The following is a 24,784-nucleotide window of genomic DNA, read 5'->3' as shown; positions in this document are numbered from 1 at the left end:
CGATGGACAAGAAGAGTTTCATCAAGACGATGCGCAGCTGGGAAAACGGCTCCATCACGCGGCGCGAGTTTCTCGGCAGGACCGGCCTCGGGCTGGCGATGGCGGTGGTCGCTGCCAACACCCCCGGTCTGCTGAGCGGCAAGGCCTACGCGGCCGAGGGCAGCAACATCGGTGACCGCCTGGCCCTGGCCACCTGGCCGAACTACCACAGCCAGGAGAACTTCGATGCCTTCGCCAAGGCCACCGGCGCGCGGGTGCAGATGAACGTGTTCGGCTCCAACGAGGAGATGCTCGCCAAGCTGCAGGCCGGCGGCAGCGGCTGGGACGTCTTCGTGCCGACCAACTACACCATCAGCACCTACGTGCAGCTCGGCCTGATCGAACCGCTGGACCTCTCGCGCATTCCCAACTTCGACCCCAAGGCCTTCGAGGAACGCTTCATGGCCCAGGGCACGGTGGACGGCAAGGTCTACGCGGTGCCGAAGAACTGGGGCACCACCGGCATCGTCTATGACGCCAGCCACGTGAAGGGCAACCCGGATTCCTGGAAGCAGTTCTGGGACCTGACCCTGACCAGCGCCTCGGGCCGCACCATCGTCCACGACTACCAGCTCACCGCCATCGGCAATGCGCTCAAGTACTACGGCTACAGCTTCAACTCGCTGGACCCGAAGGAGCTGGCCGAGGCCGAGAAGCTGCTGATCCAGGCCAAGCCGCACCTGTTCGCGATCAACTCCGACATCCAGCCCTCGCTGCGCAACGGTGACGCCTGGATGGCCATGGCCTGGACCGGCGATGCCTCCCAGCTGCACCGCGACAACCCGGAGATGACCTTCGTGCTGGGCAAGGAAGGCGGCGAGATCTGGAGCGACTTCTTCGCCATTCCCAAGAGCGCCGAGCACCGCGATGCCGCCTACGCGTTCATCAACTACCTGCTCGACCCGCAGCACAACAAGCTGGAGGTGCTCTCCCACGGCTACCCGAGCGGCGACAAGCGCGTCGATGCGCTGCTCTCGAAGGAGATGCTCGACGACCCGATCATGTACCCGGCGGCCGAGCGCCTGGCGCCGCTGGAGTTCGGCGCCGCGGCGACCCTCACCAGCCCGGCGCGCGCCGAACTGATGGCGCGGTTCAAGGCGGCCTGATCGGCTCTTCGTAGGAGCGAGCTTGCTCGCGAACCTGCCCAGCACCTGAGCTGCCGGGAGACTCGTTCGCGAGCAAGCTCGCTCCTACAAAAAAGGTCCGTGCAATCCCATGCGTAGGGAATCGAACATGAACATCGCTGTCAGCGCACCGTTGCCGCAGACCCGGGCGACGCCCCCGGTCTCGCGCGCGAAAAGCCTCGGCCGGCGCGTCACGCTCCTGCTGCTGTTGCCGTCCACCCTGTGGTTCCTGCTGCTGCTCCTGATGCCGCTGGTGATCATCCTGGTCTTCAGCGTCGGCGAGCGCAGCGCCGTGGGCGGCTATGGCGGCGGGCTGACGCTGGAGAACTACCTGAACCTCGGCTCCCGCGCCCAGGCCTTCTGGAACACCCTGACCCTGGCGCCGCTGGGCACCCTGGCGTGCCTGCTGGCGGCCTACCCGCTGGCCTACTTCTTGGCGGTGAAGGTGCGGCGCAACAAGTCGCTGCTGCTCACGCTGGTCATCGTGCCGTTCTGGACCAGCTTCCTGATCCGCACCTACGCCTGGATCTTCCTGCTCAGCGGCCGCGGCATCCCGGCCCTGCTGGAGACCTTCGGCATTGCCGACGTGCGCCTGATCAACACGCCCTACGCGGTGCTGATCGGCATCGTCTACGGCTACCTGCCGCTGATGGTGTTCCCCATCTACGTGACCCTGGAGAAGCTCGACAAGCGCCTGCTGGAAGCCTCCGGCGACCTCGGCGCGAGCGCCTTCGAGACCTTCCGCCGGATCACCCTGCCGCTGTCCGCGCCTGGGGTGATCACCGGGGTGATGCTGGTGTTCATCCTGCTCATGGGCGAGTTCCTGATCCCGGCCATTCTCGGTGGCGGCAAGGTGTTCTTCGTCGGCAACGCGCTGGTCGACCTGTTTCTGCAATCGCGCAACTGGGCATTCGGCAGCGCGGTGGCGATGACCCTGGTGGCGATGATGCTGGTGATCATCGGCGTCTACCTGAAACTCGTGGCCCGCTACGGCGGCTCGCGCAACGACGGGGTGCTCTGACATGTGGCTGCGCAGTTATTCCACCTCGGTCTACCTGTTCCTCTACGCGCCCATCGCGCTGATCATGCTCTTCGCCTTCAACGCCGGGCGCAGCGGGTTGAGCTTCCAGTGCTGCTCGGTGCAGTGGTTCGGTCGCGCCTTCGGCAATCCGTTCATCATGGAGGCCCTGGGCAACAGCGCGCTGATCGCCACCTGCTCGGCGCTGATCGCCACCCTGTTCGGCACCCTCGCGGTGTTCGGCCTGCAGCGAGTCGGCAAGCGCGTGCGCCTGCTGTTCGACGCGCTGACCTACTGCGCGATCATCGTGCCGGGCATCGTCATCGGCATCGCCACGCTGATCGCCTTCATCACCCTGTTCGACGTGCTCAACCCGCTGCTGGCGCTGCTGGACATCGGCCTGCCGAAACTCAACATGGGCTTCGGCACCGTCATGGCGGCGCACTCGCTGTTCACCATGGCGCTGGTGATGGTGATCGTCCGCACCCGGGTCGAGGCGATGGACAAGTCGCTGCTGGAAGCCTCCGCAGACCTCTACGCGCCGCCGCTGGACACCTTCTGGCGCGTGACCCTGCCGCAGATCGCCCCGGCGATCCTCGCCGGCTTCCTGCTGGCGTTCACCTTCAGCTTCGACGATTTCATCATCGCCTTCTTCGTCGCCGGCTCCGAGACCACGCTGCCGATCTACATCTTCTCGTCGATCCGCCGGGGCATCACGCCGGAGATCAATGCCATCTCCACGGTGATCATCTGCGCCTCGCTGGCGTTGCTGTTCACCTCCCGCTACCTGCAGAACCGCCGCACCGGCGTTCAGGCCGCCTGAGGGCCGACTTCAAGGAGACTGAAGGATGCGCGACCAGCTCTACATCAACGGGCAGTGGGTCAGGCCGGACCTGGGTGGCCGCTTCACCACGTTCGACCCCGCCACCGGCCAGCCCCTGCAGGAAGTACCGGCGGCGACCGAGGAAGACGTCGATCACGCGGTGCGCGCCGCACGTACCGCGTTCAATCGCGGCTGGGGGCAGAGCCGTGGCGCCGAGCGCGCCGAATGGCTGGAGGCGCTGGCCGGCGAACTGGAGCGCAACCAGGAGGCCCTGGCCGAACTGGAAGTGCGCGACAACGGCAAGCCGCTGCCCGAGGCGCAGTGGGACGTGGCTGACGCCATCGGCTGTTTCCGCTATTACGCCGAGCTGGCGCGGGAGCTGGACGAGCGCCAGGACCAGGTGCTGCCGCTGCCCGACGAGCGTTTCCGCTGCCGCATCCGCCAGGAGCCGGTGGGCGTGGCGGGGCAGATCATTCCCTGGAACTACCCGCTGCTGATGGCTTCGTGGAAAGTCGCGCCGGCCTTGGCGGCGGGGGCGACTTGTGTGCTCAAACCCTCCGAGCTGACGCCGCTGAGCGCGCTGGAACTGGCCGCCGCGGCGGATGCCGTGGGCCTGCCGGCGGGCGTGCTCAACGTGCTGCCCGGCCTCGGCGCGGAGGCCGGCGGGCCGCTCAGCCAGCATCCGGGCGTGGACAAGCTGGCCTTCACCGGCAGCGTGCCGACCGGCTCGCGGATCATGTCGGCGGCGGCCCAAGACATCAAGAACGTCAGCCTGGAGCTGGGCGGCAAGTCGGCCTTCATCGTCTTCGACGACAGCGACGTCGAGGCGGCGGTGGAGTGGATTCTGTTCGGCATCTTCTGGAACCAGGGCCAGGTGTGCAGCGCCACCTCGCGCCTGCTGGTACAGGAAGGCATCGCCCCGCGCCTGATCGAGCGGCTGGTGGAGGCGACCCGCGCCATCAGCATCGGCAACGGTATGCAGCCGGGTGTGCTGCTCGGCCCGCTGGTCAGCCAGGGGCAGCATGAGAAGGTGCTCGGCTTCGTCGACAAGGGTCGCGCCGGCGGCGCGCGCTTGCTCACCGGTGGCAACCGTCCGGCAGGATTGGACGAGGGTTGGTTCATCGAGCCGGCGATCTTCGACGAGCCGGCCGAGGATGCGCTGATCTGGCGCGAGGAAATCTTCGGCCCTGTGCTCTGCGTGAAGCGCTTCAAAACCGAAGCCGAGGCGCTGCGCCTGGCCAACGACAGCCGCTTCGGCCTGGCCGGCGCGGTGATGTCGGGCGACCCGCAGCGCGCCGCGCGGGTGGCCGACGGACTGCGCGCGGGGATCGTCTGGGTCAACTGCTCGCAACCGACCTTCACCCAGGCGCCCTGGGGCGGCATGAAACAGAGCGGCATCGGCCGCGAGCTGGGCGTGTGGGGGCTGGAGAACTACCTGGAAGTAAAGCAGGTGACCGAGTACATCTCGGAGCAGCCGTGGGGGTGGTACCTGAAGGGCTGACGGCTTCCCCTGAAAAGCGTCGCGGGCATGGCCCGCTCCTACAAGAGCTTGCCGAAGCCCCCTGTAGGAGCGGGCCATGCCCGCGAACGCTTGTACACCCTATGTCCGGGGCCGGCTCACAACGGCCGCTGCATGTAGCGATGGCTGGCAACGCCCGGCAGCGTCGAGGTGCGCTCGGCCTGCACGCTGAAGCCGAAACGTTCGTAGAGCGCCTGGGCCCTGGGGTTGGCCACCGACACATCCAGCGCTGCCATCGGCAGGCCGGCATGGCGGCCGTACTGCAGGAAGTGGTCGATCAGTTGGCTGCCGAGCCCTTCGCCGCGCAGATCCTGAGTGACGCCCAGATGCGCGAGATATAGCGTCTTGCGAGGTGGCGGGCAGATGATCCTTTCCAGTTGCAGGCCCCGCACTATCACTCTCGGCGCGCCCAGCCCGAAGTAGCCGAATATCTGCCGTGTGGCCGCGAGCATGTAGCCCAGGTTCACCTCGCCGCCGAACACCGTTCCCGCCGCCACCACTTCGCCGTCGCGCTCGCCAACCCAGTGCTGTCGCCAGCCGAACTGGCCGCCGCCCTGGAGGAAGGCGTAATGCAGGAAGTCCTGGGCGCTGTTGCGGCCGGGGCGGGCGAATGCATAGTCGAAGGCGTCGGGGCCGGAGCTGTAGATCAGCGGGATGGCGGCATCGACATCATCGGGGCGGGCACGGCGGAAGGTCAGCGGCATACAGAGGACTCCTGGGTGGGAGTCTGAAATCTAGCACTATCGTCCCAGCTTCGCAGTGCTCAGTTATTCCGCTGCAACCACTGCAAGGCGCCGAGCCCGGCGGCGCGGCCGCTGGCGAAGCAGGCGGTGAGCAGGTAGCCGCCGGTGGGCGCTTCCCAGTCGAGCATCTCGCCGGCGCAGAACACCCCCGGCAGCGCCTTGAGCATCAGGGCTTCGTCCAGGGCCTCGAAGGTCACGCCGCCGGCGCTGCTGATGGCTTCGTCCAGCGGGCGGGTGCGCACCACGGTTAGCGGCAGGGCCTTGATCAGCGTGGCCAGGCGCTGCGGATCGGCGTAGTCGGCGGCTGTGGACAACTCCCGCAACAGCCCGGCACGCACGCCGTCGAGGCTGAGGCGGCCACGCAGGTGGTTGGCCATGGACTTGGAGCCGCGCGGCTGGGCCACGGCCTTCGCCACCTGTTCCAGGCTGCGGTTGGGCAGCAGGTCGAGGTGCACCGTGGCGCTGCCGGTCTGCTCGATGCGTTCGCGGATGGCCGCGGACAGCGCATAGACCAGGCTGCCCTCGATGCCGCCGGCGGTGACCACGAACTCGCCCTGGCGCGGTTCGCCGCCGGCCACGCACAGGGCCACCGGCTTGACCGGAGCGCCGGCGAACTTGTCGCGGAAGAACTCGCTCCAGCCCTCCACCTCGAAGCCACAGTTGGCCGGGCGCAGCGGCGAAATATCCACAGCGCGTCCGGCCAGCAGCGGCACCCAGGCGCCGTCGGAGCCCAGGCGCTGCCAGCTGCCGCCGCCGAGGGCGAGCACGGTGACGTCGGCGGCAAGACTGTGCTGGCCTTCCGGACTGTCGATCAGCAGGGCTCCGTCGGCGTTCCAGCCCAGCCAGCGGTGGCGGGTGTGGATAACCACGCCAGCCTCGCGCAGACGCTTGAGCCAGGCGCGCAGCAACGGCGCGGCCTTCATGTCGGTGGGGAAGACGCGGCCGGAGGTGCCGACGAAGGTGTCGATGCCCAGGCCATGAATCCACTGGCAAAGCGCCTGGTTGTCGAAGGCGTCGATCAGCGGCGCCAGGCTCGTGGCGCGCTGCCCGTAGCGCGACAGGAACGGCTCGCGCGCCTCCGAATGGGTGATGTTCATGCCACCCACGCCGGCCAGCAGGAACTTGCGCCCGACCGAGGGCATGGCGTCGAACAGCTCGACCTTCACCCCGGCGCCGGCCAGGACTTCGGCGGCCATGAGGCCTGCGGGGCCTCCGCCGACGATGGCAGCGGTACGGGAAGCGGGTGCGGAGGTGTGGATCATGCGGTGGCCAGGCGGGAAGGGCGGTCGGGGCGCAATTCTAGCGCAGCGGCTTCGCTTGCCGGCTGAACATTTTCCAACCAGTGCCGCCGAAGGCCGTGTGCATCGGCGCTGCATGTGCTTTCCCGCAGCTTATCCACAGGCTGCTCCACAGTTGCCGTGGACAACCGCGGGAGCGGGGCCGAAGCATTCATGGGAGCTGCGTATCGCGCTGCCTTCTGGTTCTCACGCAGTAGTGATTGCGACAATTCCTACAGGGGATGAGGAGAGCGCCTGATTCTGGCGCTTTTGTGAATCCGTCAGCATGCCGGCCAGTTGCAAATACGGTCCTGTCTGACGATGAAAGTGCGTGATTACCTCCGTGCCCATGAAGCCCACCTGTGGGGTGAGGGCAACGATACCCGAGTGCGCGTCAATGGCGTTGATATCGTCATCCGACGGCTGCCCAGCGAAGAGATTCGTGACCTGCTGAACGAAGCCGTGGCGCACATGCTGGTGCGCCTGGAAAAGAACATCCGGCAGTCGAAGCTGAAGTTCGAGCAGAAGCTGCTCGAACGCATCTCGCTGCAGGTGGCGCTGCACAACCTCTATGTGTTCACCAACTGGAGCCGCTTCCTGCCGCGTTACCTGGAGTACGCCGGCCCGCTGCGCGCCCAGGAGCTGCTCAAGCACCACGTTCCGGAGCAGGTAATGGCGGTCTGCGAGAAGGTCTTTGGCGCGGACGCCCGGCAACGTGCGGCGGTCCTGCTGGGGTTCTCCGAGCAGGAACTGGCGCGCTGGGAGCAGCAGCGCCTTCCCTCGCGGATGGACACCAGCAACTCGCGCTACCGGATCAGCTGAAGCTCCGTCGCCACCCGACTGGCGCTGTGGTGCAGGATGCCATGGCGCCGCGCCAGGGCCTGGCGGTCCTTGTCGTAGCCGCCGCCGATCACACCGACCACCGGGATGTCGCTGGCCAGGCAACGGCGGATGACGTGCTCGTCGCGGGCTGCCAGCCCGGCGTCGGTGAGTTGCAGGTAGCCCAGGGTATCGTCCTTGTGCACGTCGACGCCGGCGTCGTAGAGCACGATGTCCGGCTGGTACAGCGGCAGCAGGTAGTCCAGCGCTTCCTGCACGACTTTCAGGTACTCGGTATCGCCCAGGTGCAGCGGCAGGGGAATATCCCAGTCGCTCTGTGCCTTGCGTGCCGGGAAGTTCTTCTCGCAGTGCAATGACACCGTCACCGCGTCCGGGACGTTCTCCAGGATGCGCGCGGTGCCGTCGCCCTGGTGCACGTCGCAGTCGAAGATCAGCACGCGATTGGCCTTGCCGCTTTCCAGCAGGTACAGGCTGATCACCGCCAGGTCGTTGAAGATGCAGAAGCCCGAGGCGTGGTCATGGTGCGCGTGGTGCGTGCCGCCGGCCAGGTGGCAGGCCAGGCCGTGTTTCAGAGCCAGTTCCGCGCTCAATACTGAACCGCCGACCGCACGCATGGTGCGCCGGGCTAGGGCCTCGCTCCAGGGTAGGCCGAGGCGGCGCAGTTCCTCGCGGCTCATCTCGCCGCTGCAGTAGCGCTCGATGTAGTCGCGGTCATGGGCCAGGGCGAGGACGTCCGGCGGGCAGAGTTCCGGGCGCAGGAGCTCGGCGTCACGGGTCAGTCCGCTGTCGACGAGGTGATCGCGCAGCAGGCGGAACTTCTCCATCGGGAAGCGATGGTTGTCCGGAAAGGGCGGACTGTAGTCGTCGTGGTAGACCAGGGGCAGCGGCATGGCGTCGGCAGATCGGAAGAGACGCCACAGGGTACGTCGGCGGAGCGCGCAGACGAAAGGGCCGGCATTGCGCCGGCCCTCTTGCATTCAACCTTCGCTGGACAGCGCCGTGTCGCGCTGGGCGCTGCGACTGGTGGCCATCGAGACCGACCACAGCACGAAGCCGCCGATGGCCAGCAGGCTGCCGACCCAGCCCGGCGAGGTCCAGCCGTAACCGGCCGCCAGGGCCAGGCCGCCGAGGTACGGGCCGAGGGCGTTGGCGAAGTTGAACGCCGAGTGGTTCAGTGCGGCGGCGAGGCCCTGGGCGTCTTCGGCGACGTCCATCAGGCGGGTCTGCAGCACGGTGCCGAGGGCGCCGCCGAAGCCGACGAAGAACACGCAGATCGAGATGGCCCAGATGTTCCCCGCGGTGAACGGGAAAATCGCCAGTACCACCGCGCTCCACACCAGCAGGCCGCCGGCGGTGGGCATCACGGCGCGGTCGGCGAGCACGGGGATGAACAGGTTGCCCAGGGTCATGCCGATGCCGAACACGGCCATGACCAGCGGCACGATGCTCGGCGAGACCTGGGTCACCTCGCCGAGGATGTCAGCGAGATAGGTGTATACCGCGAACAATCCGCCGAAGCCGATGGCGCCGATGCCGAGGGTCAGCCAGACCTGGCCGCGCTTGAGGGCACCCAGCTCACGCAGCGGGCTGGAGTCCGGCTCGGCCGGCGAGTAGGGCGCGAACAGGCGCACGCAGAGCATGGTGGCGATGCCCAGTGCGGCGACCAGGGCGAAGCTCCAGCGCCAGCCGACCGCCTGGCTCAGCCAGTTGGCCAGGGGCACGCCGATGATCGTGGCGACGGTGAGGCCGAGGAACATCCGCCCGACCGCCACGGTACGCCGGTGCGGCGGCACCACCGAGGCGGCGACCAGCGCGGCGATGCCGAAGTAGGCCCCGTGGGGCAGGCCGCTGATGAAGCGGAACAGCAACATCCAGTGATAGGTCGGCGCCAGGGCGCTGAGACCATTGCCGATGGCGAACAGACCCATCAGCAGCACCAGCAGGGTGCGCCGTGGCAGGCGCGCGCCGAGCACCGCCAGCAGCGGCGCGCCGACCACCACGCCCAGGGCGTAGGCGCTGATCACGTGGCCGGCGGTGGGGGCGTCGATGCCCAGGGCCGGGGCGAAGTAGGGCAGCAGGCTCATGGTGGCGAATTCGGTGGTGCCAATGGCGAAGCCGCCGACGGCAAGCGCGAAAAGCACCAGGGCCGTACTGCGGTGCAGTCCGGTGGTGGAGGTCGTCATGGATTTTCCTTGGTCTTTTTCGAGGTGCGCCGTGGCGGCGCGGCTGTCTGCGCGAAGCACGGTCAAGGCAGTGACCGACAGCGGGGGTGGGACAAAAATACCAGAAGCGGACGGCCCTGTGCTGAAACGATTACGCTGGCCGGACGGGCTGCCTCTGTCAGACCTTTCTGCGGGTATCATAGTGCTCCCGATGAAAACCCAAGGCCCGTCGATGGATATCCCCAGCCTGACCACCGAGCGCCTGCGGCTGCGGCCCTGGCGCGCCACCGACCTGCCGGCCTTCGCTGCGCTGAACGCCGATGCCGAGGTGATGCGTCACTTCCCCGCCTGCCTGAGCCGGGAGGACAGCGACCTGCTGGCGGCGCGCATCCTGCTGCACTTCGACGAGCACGGCTTCGGCCAGTGGATTGTCGAGCGCCGTGAGGACGAAGCGTTCATCGGTGTGCTCGGGTTGGCGCGAGTGTCCTTCGACGCGCCTTTCACCCCGGCGGTGGAAATCGGCTGGCGCTTCAATACCGCCTATTGGCGTCAGGGGTACGCGCTGGAAGCGGCCCGCGCAGCGCTGGCGTTCGCCTTCGAGCGCCTGGGGCTGGATGAAGTGGTGGCCTTCACCGTGCCGGCCAACCTGCCGTCCCAGGGGCTGATGCAGCGCCTGGGCATGCGGCGCGATGAGGCCGGCGACTTCGAGCATCCGCGCCTGCCGGAGGGCCATGCACTACGCCAGCATGTGCTCTACCGGATTCGTCGCCCATGAAGCCGATCGAGGGCGTGCGCGCCTATCACGAGCTCAGCAGCCACCGTCCGGAGCGCTTCGCTCCCGGTCCCGGCCAGCTCGACTGGGCGACCCAGCCAGCGCCTTTCCGCCGTTATGCCGACACGCGCCTCATCGAGTTGCTGCATCGGCCGCAGGAGGAGTCACCGGGCTACGACGAAGCGTTCGCCGGCCCCATCGGCAGGCCGGCGCCGCTGAATCTGCACAGTGTTTCGCAGTTGCTCTACGACAGCCTGGCGATCTCGGCCTGGAAAGAGGCAGGCGGCAATCGCTGGGCGCTGCGGGTCAACCCGTCTAGCGGCAATCTGCACCCGACCGAAGCCTATCTGCTGCTGCCTCCCGGGGCTGTGGATAACGTCGCGCTGCTGGCGCACTACAGCGCTGATGAGCATGTGCTGGAAGTGCGCGCCGAGCTGCCGGCGCCGCTGGCCGAACAACTGAACGATGCCTTGCCCTCCGGCGGTTTCCTGCTGTCACTGGCGAGCATTCCCTGGCGCGAGGCCTGGAAGTACGGCGAGCGCGCCTATCGCTATTGCAATCACGACCTCGGCCATGCGCTGGCCTGCCTCGGCATCGCCGCGGCGATCCAGGGCTGGGAAGTGCGCCTGCTGCGCGGCGTTGCCGAAGCGCGACTGGATGCGCTGATCGGCCTCGACCGCGACGGGTTCAGCGAGCACGAGTTCGCCGATGCGCTGCTGTGGATCGGCCCGGCACAATCCGACGAATTCCCGCTGCCCAATGAGCTGATCAAGGGGCTGGCCGAGCTGCCGTTGGCCGGTACACCCAATCGCCTATCGCGAGACTATCGCCACTGGCCGGAGCTGGAGCGGGTCCACCAGCTGTGTCGTGCGCCCGCGCTGCCGGCTCGCGACTGGTCAACGCGGAAAACCGAAGCCGCGGTGGATAACCCCGGTCTGCCACTGCGTCCGATCCTGCATCGTCGCCGCAGCGCGCAATCCATGGACGGCCGCAGTGGCATCCACGCCGAACTGCTGTATGCCTGGTTGCGCCGCCTGCTGCCCGAGCGCTCGCCCGTGCCTTTCGCCTGTACCGGCGAGCCGGCGCGCATCGACCTGTTGCTGTTCGTCCACCGCGTCCAGGACCTGGCGCCGGGGCTCTACTGGCTGGGCCGCAGCGGTCGTGCGCCGGGCGGCTTGCGCGAAGACTTCCAGTGGCAGCCGGTCCGCGAGTCGGGCCTGCCGTTGTATCGCCTGCTGGAAGGGGATGCGCGCGGCTTGTCGGCCTTCCTCTCCTGTGGGCAGGACATCGCCAGCGACGGCTGTGTCGCCTTCGCCATGCTCGCCGATCTCGATGCTGCCCTGGCCGAAGGCGCCTGGACTTATCCGCGCCTTTACTGGGAGACCGGTCAGGTCGGCCAGATGCTCTACCTGGAAGCCGAGGCTGCGGGCCTGTCGGGCACCGGCATCGGCTGCTATTTCGACCCGGCGCTGGACGAATTGCTCGGCGGCGGTCCGGACTGCCCGGTCAGCCTCTATCATTTCACCATCGGCCGCGCGGTATGGGATGAACGGCTCACCAGCCTTCCCGCTTATCCGTCGCCACGCCGACTCCCACTTCAGCAAGACCGCAATTGAGGAAACCACGCGCATGACCCAGATCCTGGACAACCTGGTGGCTCTGCTGAGCCTGGAACAGATCGAAGAGAACCTGTTCCGCGGCATGAGCCAGGAACTCGGGTTCCGCCAGCTGTACGGCGGACAGGTGCTCGGCCAGGCGCTGTCGGCGGCCAGCCAGACGGTGGACCCGGAGCGCCACGTGCACTCGATGCACGGCTACTTCCTGCGCCCGGGGGACGCGAGCAAACCCGTCGTCTACCAGGTCGACCGGGTGCGCGACGGCGGCACCTTCAGCACCCGCCGCGTCACCGCGATCCAGAAGGGCCAGCCGATCTTCGCCCTGAGCACCTCGTTCCAGACCGACGAGGGAGGCTTCGAACACCAGATCAGCATGCCCGACGTGGTCGGCCCGGAAAACCTGCCCACCGACACTGAGCTCAAGCGGCGCAGCGCCGAGCAGTTCCCCGAGCTGATCCGCGACAAGCTGCTGTACCCCAAGCCCATCGAGATCCGCCCGGTCACCCAGAACGACCCTTACGACCCGCTGGTCGGTGAGCCGATCAAGTACCTCTGGCTGCGCGCCGACGGCAAGCTGCCGGACGTGCCGGCGCTGCACAAGTACATCCTCGCCTACGCCTCGGACTTCGGCTTCCTCACCACCTCGCTGCTGCCCCACGGCCGCTCGGTGTGGCAGAAGGACATGCAGGTCGCCACCATCGACCATTCCGTGTGGTTCCACCGCGACCTGCGCGCGGACGAGTGGCTGCTCTATGCCATCGACAGTCCGTGGGCCGGCAACGGCCGTGGCTTCGTGCGCGGCAGCGTGTTCAACCGTGACGGCCAGCTGGTGGCTTCGGCGACCCAGGAAGGCCTGATTCGCCATCGCGAGGACTGGTCGTGAGACTCGACGAAATCCGCCACTGGGTGTTCGACATGGACGGCACCCTGACCCTGGCGGTGCACGACTTCCCGGCGATCAAGCGGGCCTTGGGGATTCCCCAGGAGCACGACATCCTCTCGCATCTGGCGGCCTTGCCAGAGGACGAGGCGGCGGCCAAGCATGCCTGGCTGCTGGAGCACGAACGCGAGCTGGCGGTGGCCTCCACCGCCGCGCCCGGCGCGGTGGCGCTGGTGCGTGCGCTGCATGGTGCGGGCTATCGACTGGGCATCCTGACCCGCAATGCCCATGAACTGGCGTTGATCACCCTGGCGGCCATCGGCATTGGCGACTGCTTCGCCACCGAGGACGTTCTCGGCCGTGGCGAGGCCGATCCGAAGCCCAGCCCGGACGGCCTGCTGCGCCTGGCGGCGCGCTGGGACGTGGCGCCGCAGCGGATGCTGATGGTCGGCGACTATCGCTTCGACCTCGACTGCGCCCGCGCGGCCGGGGCGCACAGTGCGCTGGTGAACCTTGCAGAGAATCCCTGGCCCGAGCTGACCGACTGGCACGCGCAGGATTGCGCGGAGCTGGGGCGGATGGCGGGGGTTCTGGTGTAGGCCCGGATACCGATATCCCCTGTAGGAGCGTCCCATGGGCGCGAATCGCGGGCATGGCCCGCTCCTACAGGTTGAGTCCGGTGTCATGTTGTTGGGCTATCGGCGGATAACCTGTTCCAGGTTATGCGCCCTACGATTAACGACTTCCGCGCCATTGTTCCCTGTAGGAGCGCCCCATGGGCGCGATTCGCGGGCATGGCCCGCTCCTACGGATGTTGGACATTGCGTAGGAGCGGACTCCGTCCGCGATCGATATCCGGCCGCGCCGGATCATCGCGGATAAATCCGCTCCTACGCGCATGCCGGGTTTCGGCGTGCCCGTCGCAGGCCTGGCGCGGGCCTTACAACTCCGGTGTCCAGGTCACCGCCAGCAGCGCGGTGCGGCCCGGTTCCTGGTAGGGGCGGGCTTCGCCCATGTAGTCCATCGGGCTGGTCGGGCGCAGGTAGTCGCCCAAGGCGTAATCGCGGTCCAGCGCGTTATCCAGCTTCAGGTCGAAGCGGATCTCGTCGCTGGCCAACCAGCTGGTGCGCAGGTCGAGTACGCCGTAACCGGACAGCTCGCGGGTGTTCGCCGCGTCGTCGTAGCGCTGGCTGACCGCGCGCCAGGAACCGCCCACGCCGTAGGCGCCGAACTGGCGGTCGAGGTCCAGGCTCAGGGTGCGGCGCGCGCGGTAGGGCAGGGTGTGGCCGGTGTCGCGGTCGCGCGGGTCGATCAGGCTCAGGCCCAGGTTGGCCTGCCAGCCCAGCACCTCGCGGGCGACGCTGGCCTCGAAGCCGTCGATGCGTGCCTTGGCGATGTTCTCCGGCTGGTTGCTGGTGCTGTCCCAGGCGATCAGGTCGTCGACTTCGGTGCGGTAGACCGACGCTTCCAGGTGCGTTCCGGAGAAGTCGCCGCGCCACTGCAGCTCGTAGGTCTTCGAGGTCTCGGCCTTGAGGTTGGGGTTGCCCGCGCCGGGGTAGTAGAGGTCGCTGAAGGTCGGTGCGCGGAAGCCTTCGCCGTAGCTGGCGATCCAGCTCTGGTGGTCGCCCACCGGCAGGCTGAAGGCGGCGTTCCAGCTGTTCTGGGTGCCGTAGGCCTGGTTGTCGTCGTGGCGCAGGCCGAGTTCGGTGCCGAAGGAGTCACCCTTGAAGCTGTGCTGGGCGAAGACGGCGTGGTTCTCGCGACTGTCTTCGGCGAACACGGTGCTGCCGTCGACCTTGTCTTCATACCAGTCGGCGCCCAGGGCCAGCTGATTGGCCGCGTCCAGCTGTAGGCGGTTGATCCAGCTCGCCGAGTGGCGGGTGGTTTCCAGGGAACCGTTGTTCCAGCTGTCGGCGGCGCCCACGGCCTTGTTGCGGTCGAAGCTGCGGCCCAGCTCCAGGCGGCTGCCCCAGATGTCGGTCAGCTGGCCGTCGAGGTAGGCGCTGTAGCTGCTGACGCGGAACTCGTCGCGGGGAGAACCCGGCTCGAAGTTGTAGGCGTCGTCGTACTCGTTCTTGCCGCGCTGGTCGTTGAGGTTCAGGCCGGCTTTCCAGTCCTCGTTGAGGCGGTGGTTGAGGTTCAGGTGCACGGCCTTGTTGCGCTGGGCGTCGTCGTCGCTGTCGGCGCCGACGTTGTCGCTGGTGCGGTCCCAGCCATCGCTCTCGTCGAGGCTGCCGCCCAGGCTGTAGGTGGTGCGCTCATCGCCGCCGGAGAGGTTCACGCTGCGCTCGAAGGTGCCGTGGCTGCCGGCCGCCAGGCGCACTTCCGGGTGCAGTCCGGCTTCGCCGTGGCGGGTGAAGATCTGGATCACGCCGCCGATGGCATCGGCACCGTACAGCGAGGAGCGCGGACCGCGAGTCACTTCCACGCGTTCGATGTTGTCGATGCTCAGGTAGTCCAGGCGGGCTATGCCGCTGCTGGCCGAGGCGATGCGCTGGCCATCGACCAGCACCAGGGTCTGCGCGGTGCTGGTGCCGCGCACGGAATAGGAGATCACGCCGCCGGAGCTGCCGATCTGTACGCCGGGCACGCGCTTGAGCAGCTCGGGAACGCTGCGCACCTGCAACTGCTCGATCTCCTTGCGGGTGAACACGCTGTTGGCGGACGTGGCCTGGATGCGCGGCTGGGCCTGGCGGCCGGAGGTGATCACCAGTGCCGGCATGGCATAGATATCGCCGGTCGGAACGCTGGCGTCGGCCAAGGCCAGGCCGGGCAGCAGGCCGGTGGCCAGGGCGAGTCGGGTCAGTTTCATGGAACGTCCTCAAAAGCGGGCGGATGACTTTCGAGGAGGGCGTGGCAAGGGCGGCAGGCCGCACTTGACGGTGCGGCCCTCCGCAACACCTGTCGGGGCGTACGAGGGCGGTCTCCGGGCTGCCGACACTCACGCCTGCGGCCTTCCCATGCGGATGCACAGTGGCGGTTCGCAGCGCGGCAGGCCGGGGCCTGCGGTCGGTTACCGTTGCGGGGGCAGCGCAGGTCTTCCACCTGCTTCCCGTTACCTCGAACGAAAACGGGCGCACCTTACTCAGGTGCGCCCGTCACTGGCAATACTCCGGGAGAGGCATGCGCTCAGCGGTTGCCGAGCGCCTCCAGGCGAGCGCTCACCGAGCGTTCGATGCCGGCGGCGTCAAGACCGCACTCGGCGAGCATTTGCGCCGGCTTGGCATGCTCGACGTAGTAGTCCGGCAGGCCCAGGTGCAGGACCGGCTGCAGGATGTTCTCGCGGGCGAGGAATTCGCTGACGGCGGCGCCGGCGCCACCCATCACCGCGTTTTCCTCGATGGTCACCAGCAGTTCGTGGCTGGCGGCGAGCTGGCGCACCAGTGCCTCGTCCAGCGGTTTGACGAAGCGCATGTCGACGACCGTGGCGTCGAACTGTTCGGCGACCTTCAGCGCTTCTGCCAATTGCACGCCGAACACCAGGAAGGCGACCTTGCCGGCCTTGCCTTCGCGGCGGATCACGCCCTTGCCGATTTCCACCGGATCCAGCGTCGGCTCGATGGGCGCGTTGGGACCGGTGCCACGCGGGTAGCGCACCGCCGCCGGGCCTTCGAAGTGATGGCCGGTGGTGAGCAGCTTGCGCAGTTCGTTCTCGTCGCTGGGGGTCATCACCAGCATGCCGGGGATGCAGCGCAGGTAGGAGAGGTCGAAGCTGCCGGCGTGGGTCGGGCCGTCTTCACCCACCAGACCGGCGCGGTCGATGGCGAACAGCACGTCGAGGTTCTGCACCGCGACGTCGTGGATCAGCTGGTCGTAGCCGCGCTGCAGGAAGGTGGAGTAGATCGCCACCACCGGCTTGGCGCCGTCGCAGGCCATGCCGGCCGCCAGGGTCACGGCGTGCTGCTCGGCGATGGCGACGTCGAAGTAACGGTCCGGGAACTTGTCGGCGAAGGCCACCAGGTCGGAGCCTTCCTTCATCGCCGGGGTGATGCCGACCAGGCGCGGGTCCTGGGCTGCCATGTCGCACAGCCACTGGCCGAACACGCTGGAGTACTTGGGCCCGGACGGCTTCTTCGGTTCCGCCGGGGCCTTGATTGGCTCCAGCTTGGTGATGGCGTGGTAGCCGATCGGGTCGACCTCGGCCGGGCCGAAGCCCTTGCCCTTCTTGGTCACCACGTGGAGGAACTGCGGGCCGTCCAGGTCGCGCATGTTGCGCAGGGTGGCGATCAGGGTCGGCAGGTCGTGGCCGTCGATGGGGCCGACGTAGTTCCAGCCCAGCTCTTCGAACAGGGTACCGGGGACCAGCATGCCCTTGGCGTGTTCCTCGACCTTGCGCGCGATTTCCCAGGCGCCGGGCAGGCGCGAGAGGATTTTCTTGCTGCCCTCGCGCATGCTCGAATAGGTGCGGCTGGAGATGATCTTCGCCAGGTAGTTGGACAGGCCGCCGACATTCTTGGAGATCGACATGTCGTTGTCGTTGAGGACCACCAGCATGTTGGCCTTGACGTCCGACGCGTGGTTGAGCGCCTCGAAGGCCATGCCGGCGGTCATTGCGCCGTCGCCGATCACCGCCACCGACTTGCGGCCCGAGCCCTGCATGCGCGCGGCGATGGCCATGCCGAGGGCGGCGCTGATGGAGGTGCTGGAGTGGCCGACGCCGAAGGTGTCGTACTCACTCTCCGAGCGGCGCGGGAAGGCCGCGAGGCCGTCCTTCTGGCGCAGGGTGCCCATGCGCTCGCGGCGGCCGGTGAGGATCTTGTGCGGGTAGGCCTGGTGGCCCACGTCCCACACCAGGCGGTCGTCCGGGGTGTCGAAGACGTAGTGCAGGGCGACCGTCAGTTCGATCACGCCGAGCCCTGCGCCGAAGTGGCCGCCGGTCTGGCCGACGCTGTACAGCAGGTACTGGCGCAGTTCGTCAGCGAGGGTCAGCAGCTCCGCCTCGCCCAGCCGGCGCAGCTCGACCGGCGTGCTGGCGCGGTCGAGCAGGGGCGTGGCAGGGCGCTCGCGGGGAATCTCGTGGAACGTCGTGGGCATCAGGCTGATCGTTATGAGAAGGCAAAGATGCGGAAGTTTACCTGATGCTCCGGATTGGCCCAAGCAACGTAGGGCCAACGGATGAATGGTCGCGTCGAATTACAGGGCTCTGCGCGGCAAAAGTCTGCCTGAGCGCCGTACGGCAAGGCTTGTATGAAAGTTGGGGGAGCGGTAAAGCGCCGCAGGGGACCTTCACCGAAGGCCCGCTGCGGCGCCGATTGTTACACCACGGCGTGCAGGGCGTTCAGCGCGTCGAAGCTGGCCGGATGGAAGTCAGCTGCCGTGAAGTGCGAGGCGCTGGTTGCCGGAGCGCTGTAGCTGGCGTTGCTGCCGACCAGCGGCAGGTCGCTGGAGCCGTGCTCCAGAACGTGGCTCAGCGACGGCAGGTTGGCCTTGCCGCTGGTCGCGTTTTTCTGCACCTCGGTGCGCACCAGGTTGCCCAGGTCGAGTTCCAGGCCGTGGTTCAGCACGTTCTGGTGGCCACCCTCGACGATGGTCTGGTCGGTCCAGGCGCGGTCGATGACCAGGTGGAAGGCCGAGCTATCCGTGGTGCCCTGGCTGACATGGAAGTTGAAGGCGCCGTCGGCCAGGGGGTGTTCGGGCGTGAACTGCCAGGTGCCGTCCTGACCAACGATGGCCTTGCCGAGGTCGAGTTTGGCGATGGGATTGCCGTCGTTACCCAAGGCAACCGCAAAGACGCTTACCAGGCTGTTGGGCATGCCGGTGCCGTGCAGGGTCGGGCGGGTATCGTCGGTGGTGGCGCCCATGGCCAGTTCGCCGGTGACGGGGCCTGCGTGGTCGACTGCGCCGGTCAGGGTGAGTGCCTTGGCGACCGGTTGCTCCGGCTGCTCCGGTACTACCGGGTCGACCGGCAGGGTCGGCTGGTCGGGTTGAACCGGCTGTACGCCGTCGGTCCAGGCGCGGTCGATGACCAGGCGGAAGGCCGGGCTGTCCTCATTGCCCTGGCTGACACGGAAGTCAAAGGCGCCGTCGGGCAGGGCATGATCGGGAATGAACTGCCAGGTGCCGTCCTGGCCGACGATGGCCTTGCCCAGTTCGAAGTTGGCGATCGGATTGCCGTCGTTACCCAGGGCGACCGCGATGACATTCACCAGGCTGTTGGGTGCGCCGGTACCGTGGAGCTCCGGGCGAACGTCGTCGGTGATGGCGCCGCTGGCCAGCTCACCGGTGACTGGACCTGCGTGGTCGACGGCGCCGGTGATGGCGACGCTGCCGTGGACCGGTTCCGGTTGCGGCTCGGGCTGCGGTTCCGGTTGGGGCTGCGGTGCTGGCCAGGAGTTGTCGATGGTCAGGCGGAAGGGGTCGCCTTCGATGATGCCGTGACCGACGTAGACATCGTAGGTGCCCTGCTGGATCGGGAAGGGAGCGGTGAAGTGCCAGGTACCGTCCGGCTGTACCAGCGTCGTGCCGAGGCCGAGGATGATGCTGGAAGCCTGGCCATCGGCGCCCACGGAAATGGCGTTGACCATGAGCAGCTCGCCCGGCGTACCGGTGCCGTGGAAGGTCGGACGGGGATCTTCGGTGGTGGCGCCGCTGGCCAGTTCACCGGTTACCGCCGCGCTGTGCGCGGTCGCGCCGGTGATGCCGGTGTCGTGGTGCACCGGTTCGAGGGTCGGAACGTCGGAGATGTTCAGGCGCAGGCTGGCCGAATCACCGTGAGCGGAAGTTACCTGGAAGTCGTACCGGGCGCTCTGCGGGACCGGCGGGACATCGAATTGCCAGGTGCCGTCGGCCTGGACCACGGCGCTGCCCATCGGGTAGCTGTCGAGCATGACACCGGTCGGGTCCAGCGCGGTTGCCCAGAACTGCAGGGTTTCACCTGGGGTGCCGGTTCCGAAGAGAGTGGGAGCGGCGGAGTGGGTGGTCTGGCCGTCGCTCAGGCTGGCCGACGCACTGTCGTGGCCGCCGAGGATAACGGTGGGCTGCAAGTTGGCAGCCGAGAGGGGCGCAGTGCCGAACGAAGGTGCAAGGCTGTAGGCGGACGAGGAGTAGGCGTCGCTGGCGTAAGTCGGGCTGGCAGAGAAGGGCCGCTGGTAAAGAGAACGCGAGGTAGTGCTCATGATGGAGTTCCATTAGAAGAAACGTGGTCGATGAATGACCAGAACTAACCGGGAGAAAAGCGGTTTCGGACTGGATTTCCACGCGCAAATGCTAGGGATTGGCGGCGTATGGACCATCTCCCGCCCGACGGCAGTACGACTTTGGTCGTAAAAAGTGAACTGGTAGCGAAGCACTGGCGGGACGGTTTTCTGGTGCAGCAGAAACGCAATGAGGAGTTTTCTGAAGACCCTGTCGGAGGCTATGGCGTCGAAGTCGCTCCCAGGCCGTCGCGCGAAAACGAAGTCCGGGAAATTCTGCGCGGCAGCTGGATCAAGCCGGCCGTGATGCGGCTGTGCCGAATTCGTCTCGCCCCGGCGGGAATACACTCAAGCGCGGGCCGGCCTGAGCGGTCACTGTGACGGGTGTCATGGAGACCTTGCGTGCTGGAGGTCTCCGCCTTTCTTCAGCGGATAAGGAATCGAACCGTGGCCAGACTGAGCCTGGATGAATTGCGCGAACTGTCGGTGGCGATCCTGCGCCACAACGGTTTCAGCGAACCCCACGTGCAGGCGGTGACCGACACCGTGCTGGCGGGCGAGCGCGATGGTTGCACGTCCCACGGCGTGTGGCGGTTGCTGGGCTGCATCCATACGGCGCGTTCCGGCAAGGTGGTGCCCGATGCCGTGCCGGAGCTGTCCGAACCTGCGTCGGCGCTGGTGCGTGTGGATGCCAGGGGCGGATTCTCGCAGTGCGCCTTCGACCTCGGTCTGCCGAAGCTGGCGGAGAAGGCGCGCAGCCAGGGCATTGCCGCGCTGGCGATCAACCATTGCGTGCATTTCTCGGCGCTGTGGGTGGAGATCGAGCGGATCACCGCCCATGGTCTGGTCGCCCTGGCGGTCACGCCGGCCCAGGCCTACGTGGCCCCGGCCGGCGGCACGCGGCCGTTGTTCGGCACCAATCCCATTGCTTTCGGCTGGCCGCGCGGCGAGCGTGATCCGTACGTGTTCGACTTCGCCACGACTGTCGTGGCGCGGGGGGAAATCCAGCTGCACGAGCGCGAGGGCAAGGCGATTCCGCTGGGCTGGGGCATCGATGCCCAGGGCAATCCCAGCACCGACCCGAGCGCCGTGCTCGACGGCGCCATGCTGACCTTCGGCGGGCACAAGGGCTCGGCGCTGGCGACCATGGTCGAGCTGATCGCCGGCCCCCTGATCGGCGACCTGACCAGTGCCGAATCCACGGTCTTCGATGCCGGGACCAAGTCCTCGCCGTACCATGGCGAACTGCTGATCGCCCTCGACCCGGCGCGCTTCCTTGGTGCGGACGCTGCGCAGCATCTGGCGCGGGCGGAAACCCTGTTCGAGTCCATCGTCGACATGGGTGCGCGCCTGCCGTCGCAACGGCGCTTCGCCGCGCGCAAGCGCAGCCTCGCCGAAGGCGTGGAGATCAGCGATTCGCTGTATGCCGACCTGCGCAGGCTGCTGGAATAATTCATATCCCTGTAGGAGCGGGCCATGCCCGCGATCGCGCGCATGGCGCGCTCCTACAGGTTGGCGCGGTGCCTGAACGGTAGGAGCGGACTTCGTCCGCGATGGGATCCGGCGCGTCGTGGAGTCATCGCGGACGGAGTCCGCTCCTACGAAGAGCCGTTTGGCCAGAATCCCGTGCATAAAAAAGCCCCGGCGCAAGGCCGGGGCTGAGCATCGGCAGGGACTGGCCGACAGTTCACTCCCTCACCAACGAACCCTCAGCGGGTAATCGCCTCCCGCGTTGTCTCGCCATCCACCAACCGGGCGATGCCCAGCGGGTTGGCGTCCTTCAGCGCGTCGGGCAACAGCGCATCGGGGTAGTTCTGGTAGCACACCGGGCGCAGGAAGCGGTCGATGGCCAGGCTGCCCACCGAGGTGCCGCGGGCATCGGAGGTGGCCGGGTAGGGGCCGCCGTGGACCATGGCATCGCAGACTTCCACGCCGGTCGGGTAGCCGTTGAGCAGCAGGCGTCCGGCCTTGCGTTCGAGCAGCGGCACCAGCGTGGCGAAGTGTTCGAGGTCGGTGGGCTCGGCGATCAGGGTCGCGGTGAGCTGGCCGTGCAGGCCCGCGAGCGCACGGCGCAGTTCGGCCTCGTCGGCGACTTCCACCAGCACGGTGGTCGGGCCGAAGACTTCCTCCTGCAGCAGCTCGTCACCCTCCAGCAGCAGGCTGGCATCGGCCTGGAACAGCTGCGGCCGTGCCTGCCGGCCCTCCTGCGCCTGCCCGGCGAGGTGGCGCACGCCGGGGTGGGCGTGCAGGCGTGCCAGGCCCTGCACGTAGCTCTTCAGGGTGCCGGCGTTGAGCATGGTCTGTGGCGGACGCTGGCCGAGTTCGGCGATCAGCTGGGCGGTGAACAGGCTGAAGGCCGGCGAGGCGATGCCGATGACCAGGCCGGGGTTGGTGCAGAACTGGCCGCAGCCGAGCACCACCGAGTCGGCCAGCTCGCGGGCGACTTGCTCGCCGCGCGCTTGCAGGGCGGCCGGCAGGACCAGCACCGGGTTGATGCTGCTCATCTCGGCGAACACCGGGATCGGCTGCGGGCGTGCGGCGGCCAGGTCGCACAGGGCACGGCCGCCCTTCAGCGATCCGGTGAAGCCGACCGCCTGGATCGCCGGGTGCTTCACCAGCGCCTCGCCGACACCGCCGCCGTAGATCATGTTGAATACCCCGGCCGGCATCCCGGTGGCTTCGGCCGCGCGGATGATGGCTTCACCCACGAGTTCGGCAGTCGCCATGTGGCCGCTGTGGGCCTTCACCACCACGGGACAGCCGGCCGCGAGCGCGGCGGCGGTATCGCCACCGGCGGTGGAGAAGGCCAGGGGGAAGTTGCTGGCGCCGAACACCGCCACCGGGCCGATGCCGCTGCGGTACTGGCGCAGGTCCGGGCGCGGCAATGGCTGGCGCTGAGGCAGCGCGCGGTCGATGCGGGCGCCGAGGAAATCGCCACGACGCAACACCTTGGCGAACAGGCGCATCTGGTTCGCGGTGCGGCTGCGCTCGCCCTGGATGCGCGCGGCGGGCAGGGCGGTTTCGCGGCAGACGGTGGCGACGAAGCCGTCGCCCAGCGACTCCAGCTCCCCGGCGATGGCGTCGAGGAATTCGGCGCGGCGCTCGGCGGACAGGCGGCTGTAAATCGGGAAGGCGGCTTCGGCGGCAAGCGCGGCGGCGCCCACCTCCTCGGGGGTGGCCTGGACGAAGACGCGGGGCAGGGCTTCGCCAGTCGTGGCGTCGAGGCTTTGCAGGTGGAGGCTGCCGGCGCCGCTGCGGCGGCCGGCGATGAAGTTGCAGGCGAGTTCGGCTGTCATCGGGGACTCCGGATCAGGATTGGGTGTGGCGGGCGGCGGCTTCGGCGTCGACCTCGCGCAGCGACTTGCCGCGGGTTTCCCGGGTCAGGCCGACGGCGACCAGGGAGATGAGCGAGGCGCCGACCAGGTACCAGGCGATCGGGGTGGAACTGTTGTATTGCTTGAGCAGGCTGACCGCGATCAGCGGCGCCAGCGAGCCGGCGAAGATCGGCGCCACCTGGTAGCACAGCGACAGGGCGGTGTAGCGCACGTGGGTGGGGAACAGCTCGGCCATCAGCGCCGAGTAGGGCGCGTAGGTCATCGACTCGATGGCCAGGCCCAGGGCGATGGCGGCCATGATCAGCCAGTCGTTGCCGGTGTCCATCATCGGGAAGCCGACGAAGCCCCACAGCGCGGTGAGCAAAGCGCCGGTCAGGTACACCGGCTTACGCCCGACGATGTCGGACAGGTAGCCCATCAGCGGGATCATGAAGAAGTGCAGCAGGTGCGCGCCGAACATCAGCAGGAGGATCTGCGAGGTGTCCTTGTGCACCACCAGCTTGAGGTAGGTGATCGAGAAGGTGACCACGGTGTAGTAGAGGATGTTCTCGGCAAATCGTGCACCGATGCCGACCAGCACCGCCCGCCAGTGGCGGGTGACCACTTCCACCACGCCGAGCTGGGCCTGCTGGACATGCTGCTGGCGCGCCTGGGCTTCCTTGAAGATCGGTGCGTCATCGACCCGGCTGCGAATCCAGTAGCCGATCAGCACCACCACGGCGGAGAACCAGAAGGCCACGCGCCAGCCCCAGTCGAGGAACTGCTGCTCCGAAAGTCCGGTGGACAGCAGCAACAGGGCGACGGTCGCCACCAGGTTGCCGGCCGGCACCCCGGCCTGCGGCCAACTGGCCCAGAAGCCCCGGCGGTCGTCCGGGCTGTGCTCGGAGACGAGCAGGATCGCGCCGCCCCATTCGCCGCCGAAGGCGAAGCCCTGGATCAGCCGCAGCAGCACCAGCAGGACCGGCGCGGCGTAGCCGATGGTCTCGAAGGTGGGCAGGCAGCCCATGAGGAAGGTGGTGATGCCGACGACGATCAGGCTGATCTGCAGCAGGTGCTTGCGGCCCAGCTTGTCGCCGTAGTGACCGAACACCAGGCCGCCCAGCGGCCGGGCGAGGAAGCCCACGGCATAGAGGGCGAACGCGGCGATGATGCCGTCGATGGGGCTGTCGGTCTGGCGGAAGAACAGCTGGCCGAAGACCAGCGCCGAAGCGGTGCCGTAGAGGAAAAATTCGTACCACTCGGCCACGGTGCCGGCCATGGCGGCGGCGACCACGCGCTTCAGGCCGGCGGGTGCATGGGTGGTTTCGCGGGACAGGTCACGGGATGCGGCGGTAGTCGTGGAGGTCATGGCGGTGGGGCTCCGTTGGTCCACGGTGGAAAGAGGGGAGGTTGTCTGCGCCTCTGTTCTGTCGGAGGGAGGAGCTGTTCATGCCGGCGAGGACAAGGCGCTCAGCCGGCACGAACAGTCCCCTCTCCCTCTGGGAGAGGGCTGTTTCGAATAAC

Annotated in this window: 20 protein-coding genes and 1 riboswitch; of the genes, 11 read left to right on the top strand and 9 right to left on the bottom strand. The window is 67.6% G+C overall.

Annotated features, from left to right (window positions below; all coding sequences use genetic code 11):
• Window positions 1–2: 2 nt before the first annotated feature.
• The 4 genes from J5M67_RS07135 (at window position 3) to J5M67_RS07120 (ending at window position 4,505) form a co-directional block, all read left to right on the top strand.
• Window positions 3–1,145, top strand: coding sequence for a PotD/PotF family extracellular solute-binding protein (locus tag J5M67_RS07135; protein ID WP_207884617.1), 1,143 nt, complete (start codon window positions 3–5; stop codon window positions 1,143–1,145).
• Window positions 1,146–1,272: 127 nt separating this feature from the next.
• On the top strand, window positions 1,273–2,184 hold the full coding sequence (locus J5M67_RS07130) for an ABC transporter permease (RefSeq protein WP_207884616.1): 912 nt from the start codon (window positions 1,273–1,275) through the stop codon (window positions 2,182–2,184).
• A 1-nt stretch (window position 2,185) separates the two neighbouring features.
• Window positions 2,186–3,004 (top strand): ABC transporter permease, encoded by an 819-nt coding sequence (locus J5M67_RS07125; RefSeq protein ID WP_207884615.1) that lies wholly within the window; start codon window positions 2,186–2,188, stop codon window positions 3,002–3,004.
• 25 nt (window positions 3,005–3,029) lie between these two features.
• The gene (locus J5M67_RS07120) at window positions 3,030–4,505 is read left to right on the top strand and encodes an aldehyde dehydrogenase family protein (protein ID WP_207884614.1); all 1,476 of its coding nucleotides are present in this window, start codon (window positions 3,030–3,032) and stop codon (window positions 4,503–4,505) included.
• A gap of 116 nt (window positions 4,506–4,621) precedes the next feature.
• On the opposite strand, the gene J5M67_RS07115 is transcribed toward J5M67_RS07120, so the two are convergent.
• Together J5M67_RS07115 and J5M67_RS07110 are read right to left on the bottom strand one after the other, a co-directional pair.
• Entirely contained in the window at window positions 4,622–5,227 is a 606-nt protein-coding gene (locus J5M67_RS07115) for a GNAT family N-acetyltransferase (RefSeq protein ID WP_207884613.1), read from the bottom strand.
• A 59-nt stretch (window positions 5,228–5,286) separates the two neighbouring features.
• Window positions 5,287–6,528 carry a TIGR03862 family flavoprotein gene (locus J5M67_RS07110; RefSeq protein ID WP_207884612.1) on the bottom strand — a complete coding sequence of 414 codons (1,242 nt, stop codon included), beginning with the start codon at window positions 6,526–6,528 and terminating at the stop codon, window positions 5,287–5,289.
• A 336-nt stretch (window positions 6,529–6,864) separates the two neighbouring features.
• On the opposite strand from J5M67_RS07110, the gene J5M67_RS07105 reads away from it, so the two are divergent.
• Window positions 6,865–7,365: a hypothetical protein gene (locus tag J5M67_RS07105; protein WP_207884611.1), complete on the top strand. Its 501-nt coding sequence runs from the start codon at window positions 6,865–6,867 to the stop codon at window positions 7,363–7,365.
• On the opposite strand, the gene J5M67_RS07100 is transcribed toward J5M67_RS07105, so the two are convergent.
• Window positions 7,350–8,273 (bottom strand): histone deacetylase, encoded by a 924-nt coding sequence (locus J5M67_RS07100; RefSeq protein ID WP_207884610.1) that lies wholly within the window; start codon window positions 8,271–8,273, stop codon window positions 7,350–7,352. The genes J5M67_RS07105 and J5M67_RS07100 overlap by 16 nt on opposite strands.
• Before the next feature lie 87 nt (window positions 8,274–8,360).
• Window positions 8,361–9,566, bottom strand: coding sequence for an MFS transporter (locus tag J5M67_RS07095; RefSeq protein ID WP_207884609.1), 1,206 nt, complete (start codon window positions 9,564–9,566; stop codon window positions 8,361–8,363).
• Window positions 9,567–9,777: 211 nt separating this feature from the next.
• On the opposite strand from J5M67_RS07095, the gene J5M67_RS07090 reads away from it, so the two are divergent.
• Genes J5M67_RS07090 through J5M67_RS07075 form a run of 4 tightly spaced genes read left to right on the top strand, consistent with a single transcriptional unit; the run spans window position 9,778 to window position 13,412 of the window.
• Entirely contained in the window at window positions 9,778–10,320 is a 543-nt protein-coding gene (locus J5M67_RS07090) for a GNAT family N-acetyltransferase (protein ID WP_207884744.1), read from the top strand.
• Window positions 10,317–11,933 carry a nitroreductase family protein gene (locus tag J5M67_RS07085; RefSeq protein WP_207884608.1) on the top strand — a complete coding sequence of 539 codons (1,617 nt, stop codon included), beginning with the start codon at window positions 10,317–10,319 and terminating at the stop codon, window positions 11,931–11,933. Before J5M67_RS07090 ends, J5M67_RS07085 begins: the two co-directional genes overlap by 4 nt.
• Before the next feature lie 13 nt (window positions 11,934–11,946).
• Window positions 11,947–12,816 carry an acyl-CoA thioesterase II gene (gene tesB, locus J5M67_RS07080; protein ID WP_207884607.1) on the top strand — a complete coding sequence of 290 codons (870 nt, stop codon included), beginning with the start codon at window positions 11,947–11,949 and terminating at the stop codon, window positions 12,814–12,816.
• On the top strand, window positions 12,813–13,412 hold the full coding sequence (locus J5M67_RS07075; protein WP_207884606.1) for an HAD family hydrolase: 600 nt from the start codon (window positions 12,813–12,815) through the stop codon (window positions 13,410–13,412). The genes tesB and J5M67_RS07075 overlap by 4 nt, the downstream gene beginning before the upstream one ends.
• A gap of 341 nt (window positions 13,413–13,753) precedes the next feature.
• Here J5M67_RS07075 and J5M67_RS07070 read toward each other — a convergent pair whose 3' ends face one another.
• The 3 genes from J5M67_RS07070 to J5M67_RS07060 form a co-directional block, all read right to left on the bottom strand.
• Window positions 13,754–15,625, bottom strand: coding sequence for a TonB-dependent receptor (locus J5M67_RS07070; RefSeq protein ID WP_207884605.1), 1,872 nt, complete (start codon window positions 15,623–15,625; stop codon window positions 13,754–13,756).
• Window positions 15,626–15,712: 87 nt separating this feature from the next.
• Window positions 15,713–15,912, bottom strand: a riboswitch (cobalamin riboswitch).
• Between the two features lie 30 nt (window positions 15,913–15,942).
• Window positions 15,943–17,847: a 1-deoxy-D-xylulose-5-phosphate synthase gene (gene dxs, locus J5M67_RS07065; RefSeq protein WP_207884604.1), complete on the bottom strand. Its 1,905-nt coding sequence runs from the start codon at window positions 17,845–17,847 to the stop codon at window positions 15,943–15,945.
• A gap of 221 nt (window positions 17,848–18,068) precedes the next feature.
• On the bottom strand, window positions 18,069–19,928 hold the full coding sequence (locus J5M67_RS07060; protein WP_207884603.1) for an Ig-like domain-containing protein: 1,860 nt from the start codon (window positions 19,926–19,928) through the stop codon (window positions 18,069–18,071).
• 108 nt (window positions 19,929–20,036) lie between these two features.
• Between J5M67_RS07060 and J5M67_RS07055 the strand changes: the two genes are divergently transcribed.
• Both J5M67_RS07055 and J5M67_RS07050 read left to right on the top strand, forming a co-directional pair.
• Window positions 20,037–20,327 carry a hypothetical protein gene (locus tag J5M67_RS07055; protein WP_207884602.1) on the top strand — a complete coding sequence of 97 codons (291 nt, stop codon included), beginning with the start codon at window positions 20,037–20,039 and terminating at the stop codon, window positions 20,325–20,327.
• A gap of 66 nt (window positions 20,328–20,393) precedes the next feature.
• On the top strand, window positions 20,394–21,398 hold the full coding sequence (locus tag J5M67_RS07050) for an Ldh family oxidoreductase (RefSeq protein WP_207884601.1): 1,005 nt from the start codon (window positions 20,394–20,396) through the stop codon (window positions 21,396–21,398).
• A gap of 257 nt (window positions 21,399–21,655) precedes the next feature.
• On the opposite strand, the gene J5M67_RS07045 is transcribed toward J5M67_RS07050, so the two are convergent.
• Both J5M67_RS07045 and abaF read right to left on the bottom strand, forming a co-directional pair.
• Window positions 21,656–23,242 (bottom strand): aldehyde dehydrogenase (NADP(+)), encoded by a 1,587-nt coding sequence (locus tag J5M67_RS07045; RefSeq protein WP_207884600.1) that lies wholly within the window; start codon window positions 23,240–23,242, stop codon window positions 21,656–21,658.
• A 13-nt stretch (window positions 23,243–23,255) separates the two neighbouring features.
• Window positions 23,256–24,629 carry a fosfomycin efflux MFS transporter AbaF gene (gene abaF, locus J5M67_RS07040; protein ID WP_279381556.1) on the bottom strand — a complete coding sequence of 458 codons (1,374 nt, stop codon included), beginning with the start codon at window positions 24,627–24,629 and terminating at the stop codon, window positions 23,256–23,258.
• Window positions 24,630–24,784: the final 155 nt, after the last annotated feature.

Source organism: Pseudomonas sp. 30_B (genome assembly GCF_017491605.1).
Classification (GTDB): domain Bacteria; phylum Pseudomonadota; class Gammaproteobacteria; order Pseudomonadales; family Pseudomonadaceae; genus Pseudomonas.
Note: the sequence above shows the minus strand (reverse complement) of the source record. Positions and strands in the feature narration are given on the sequence as shown.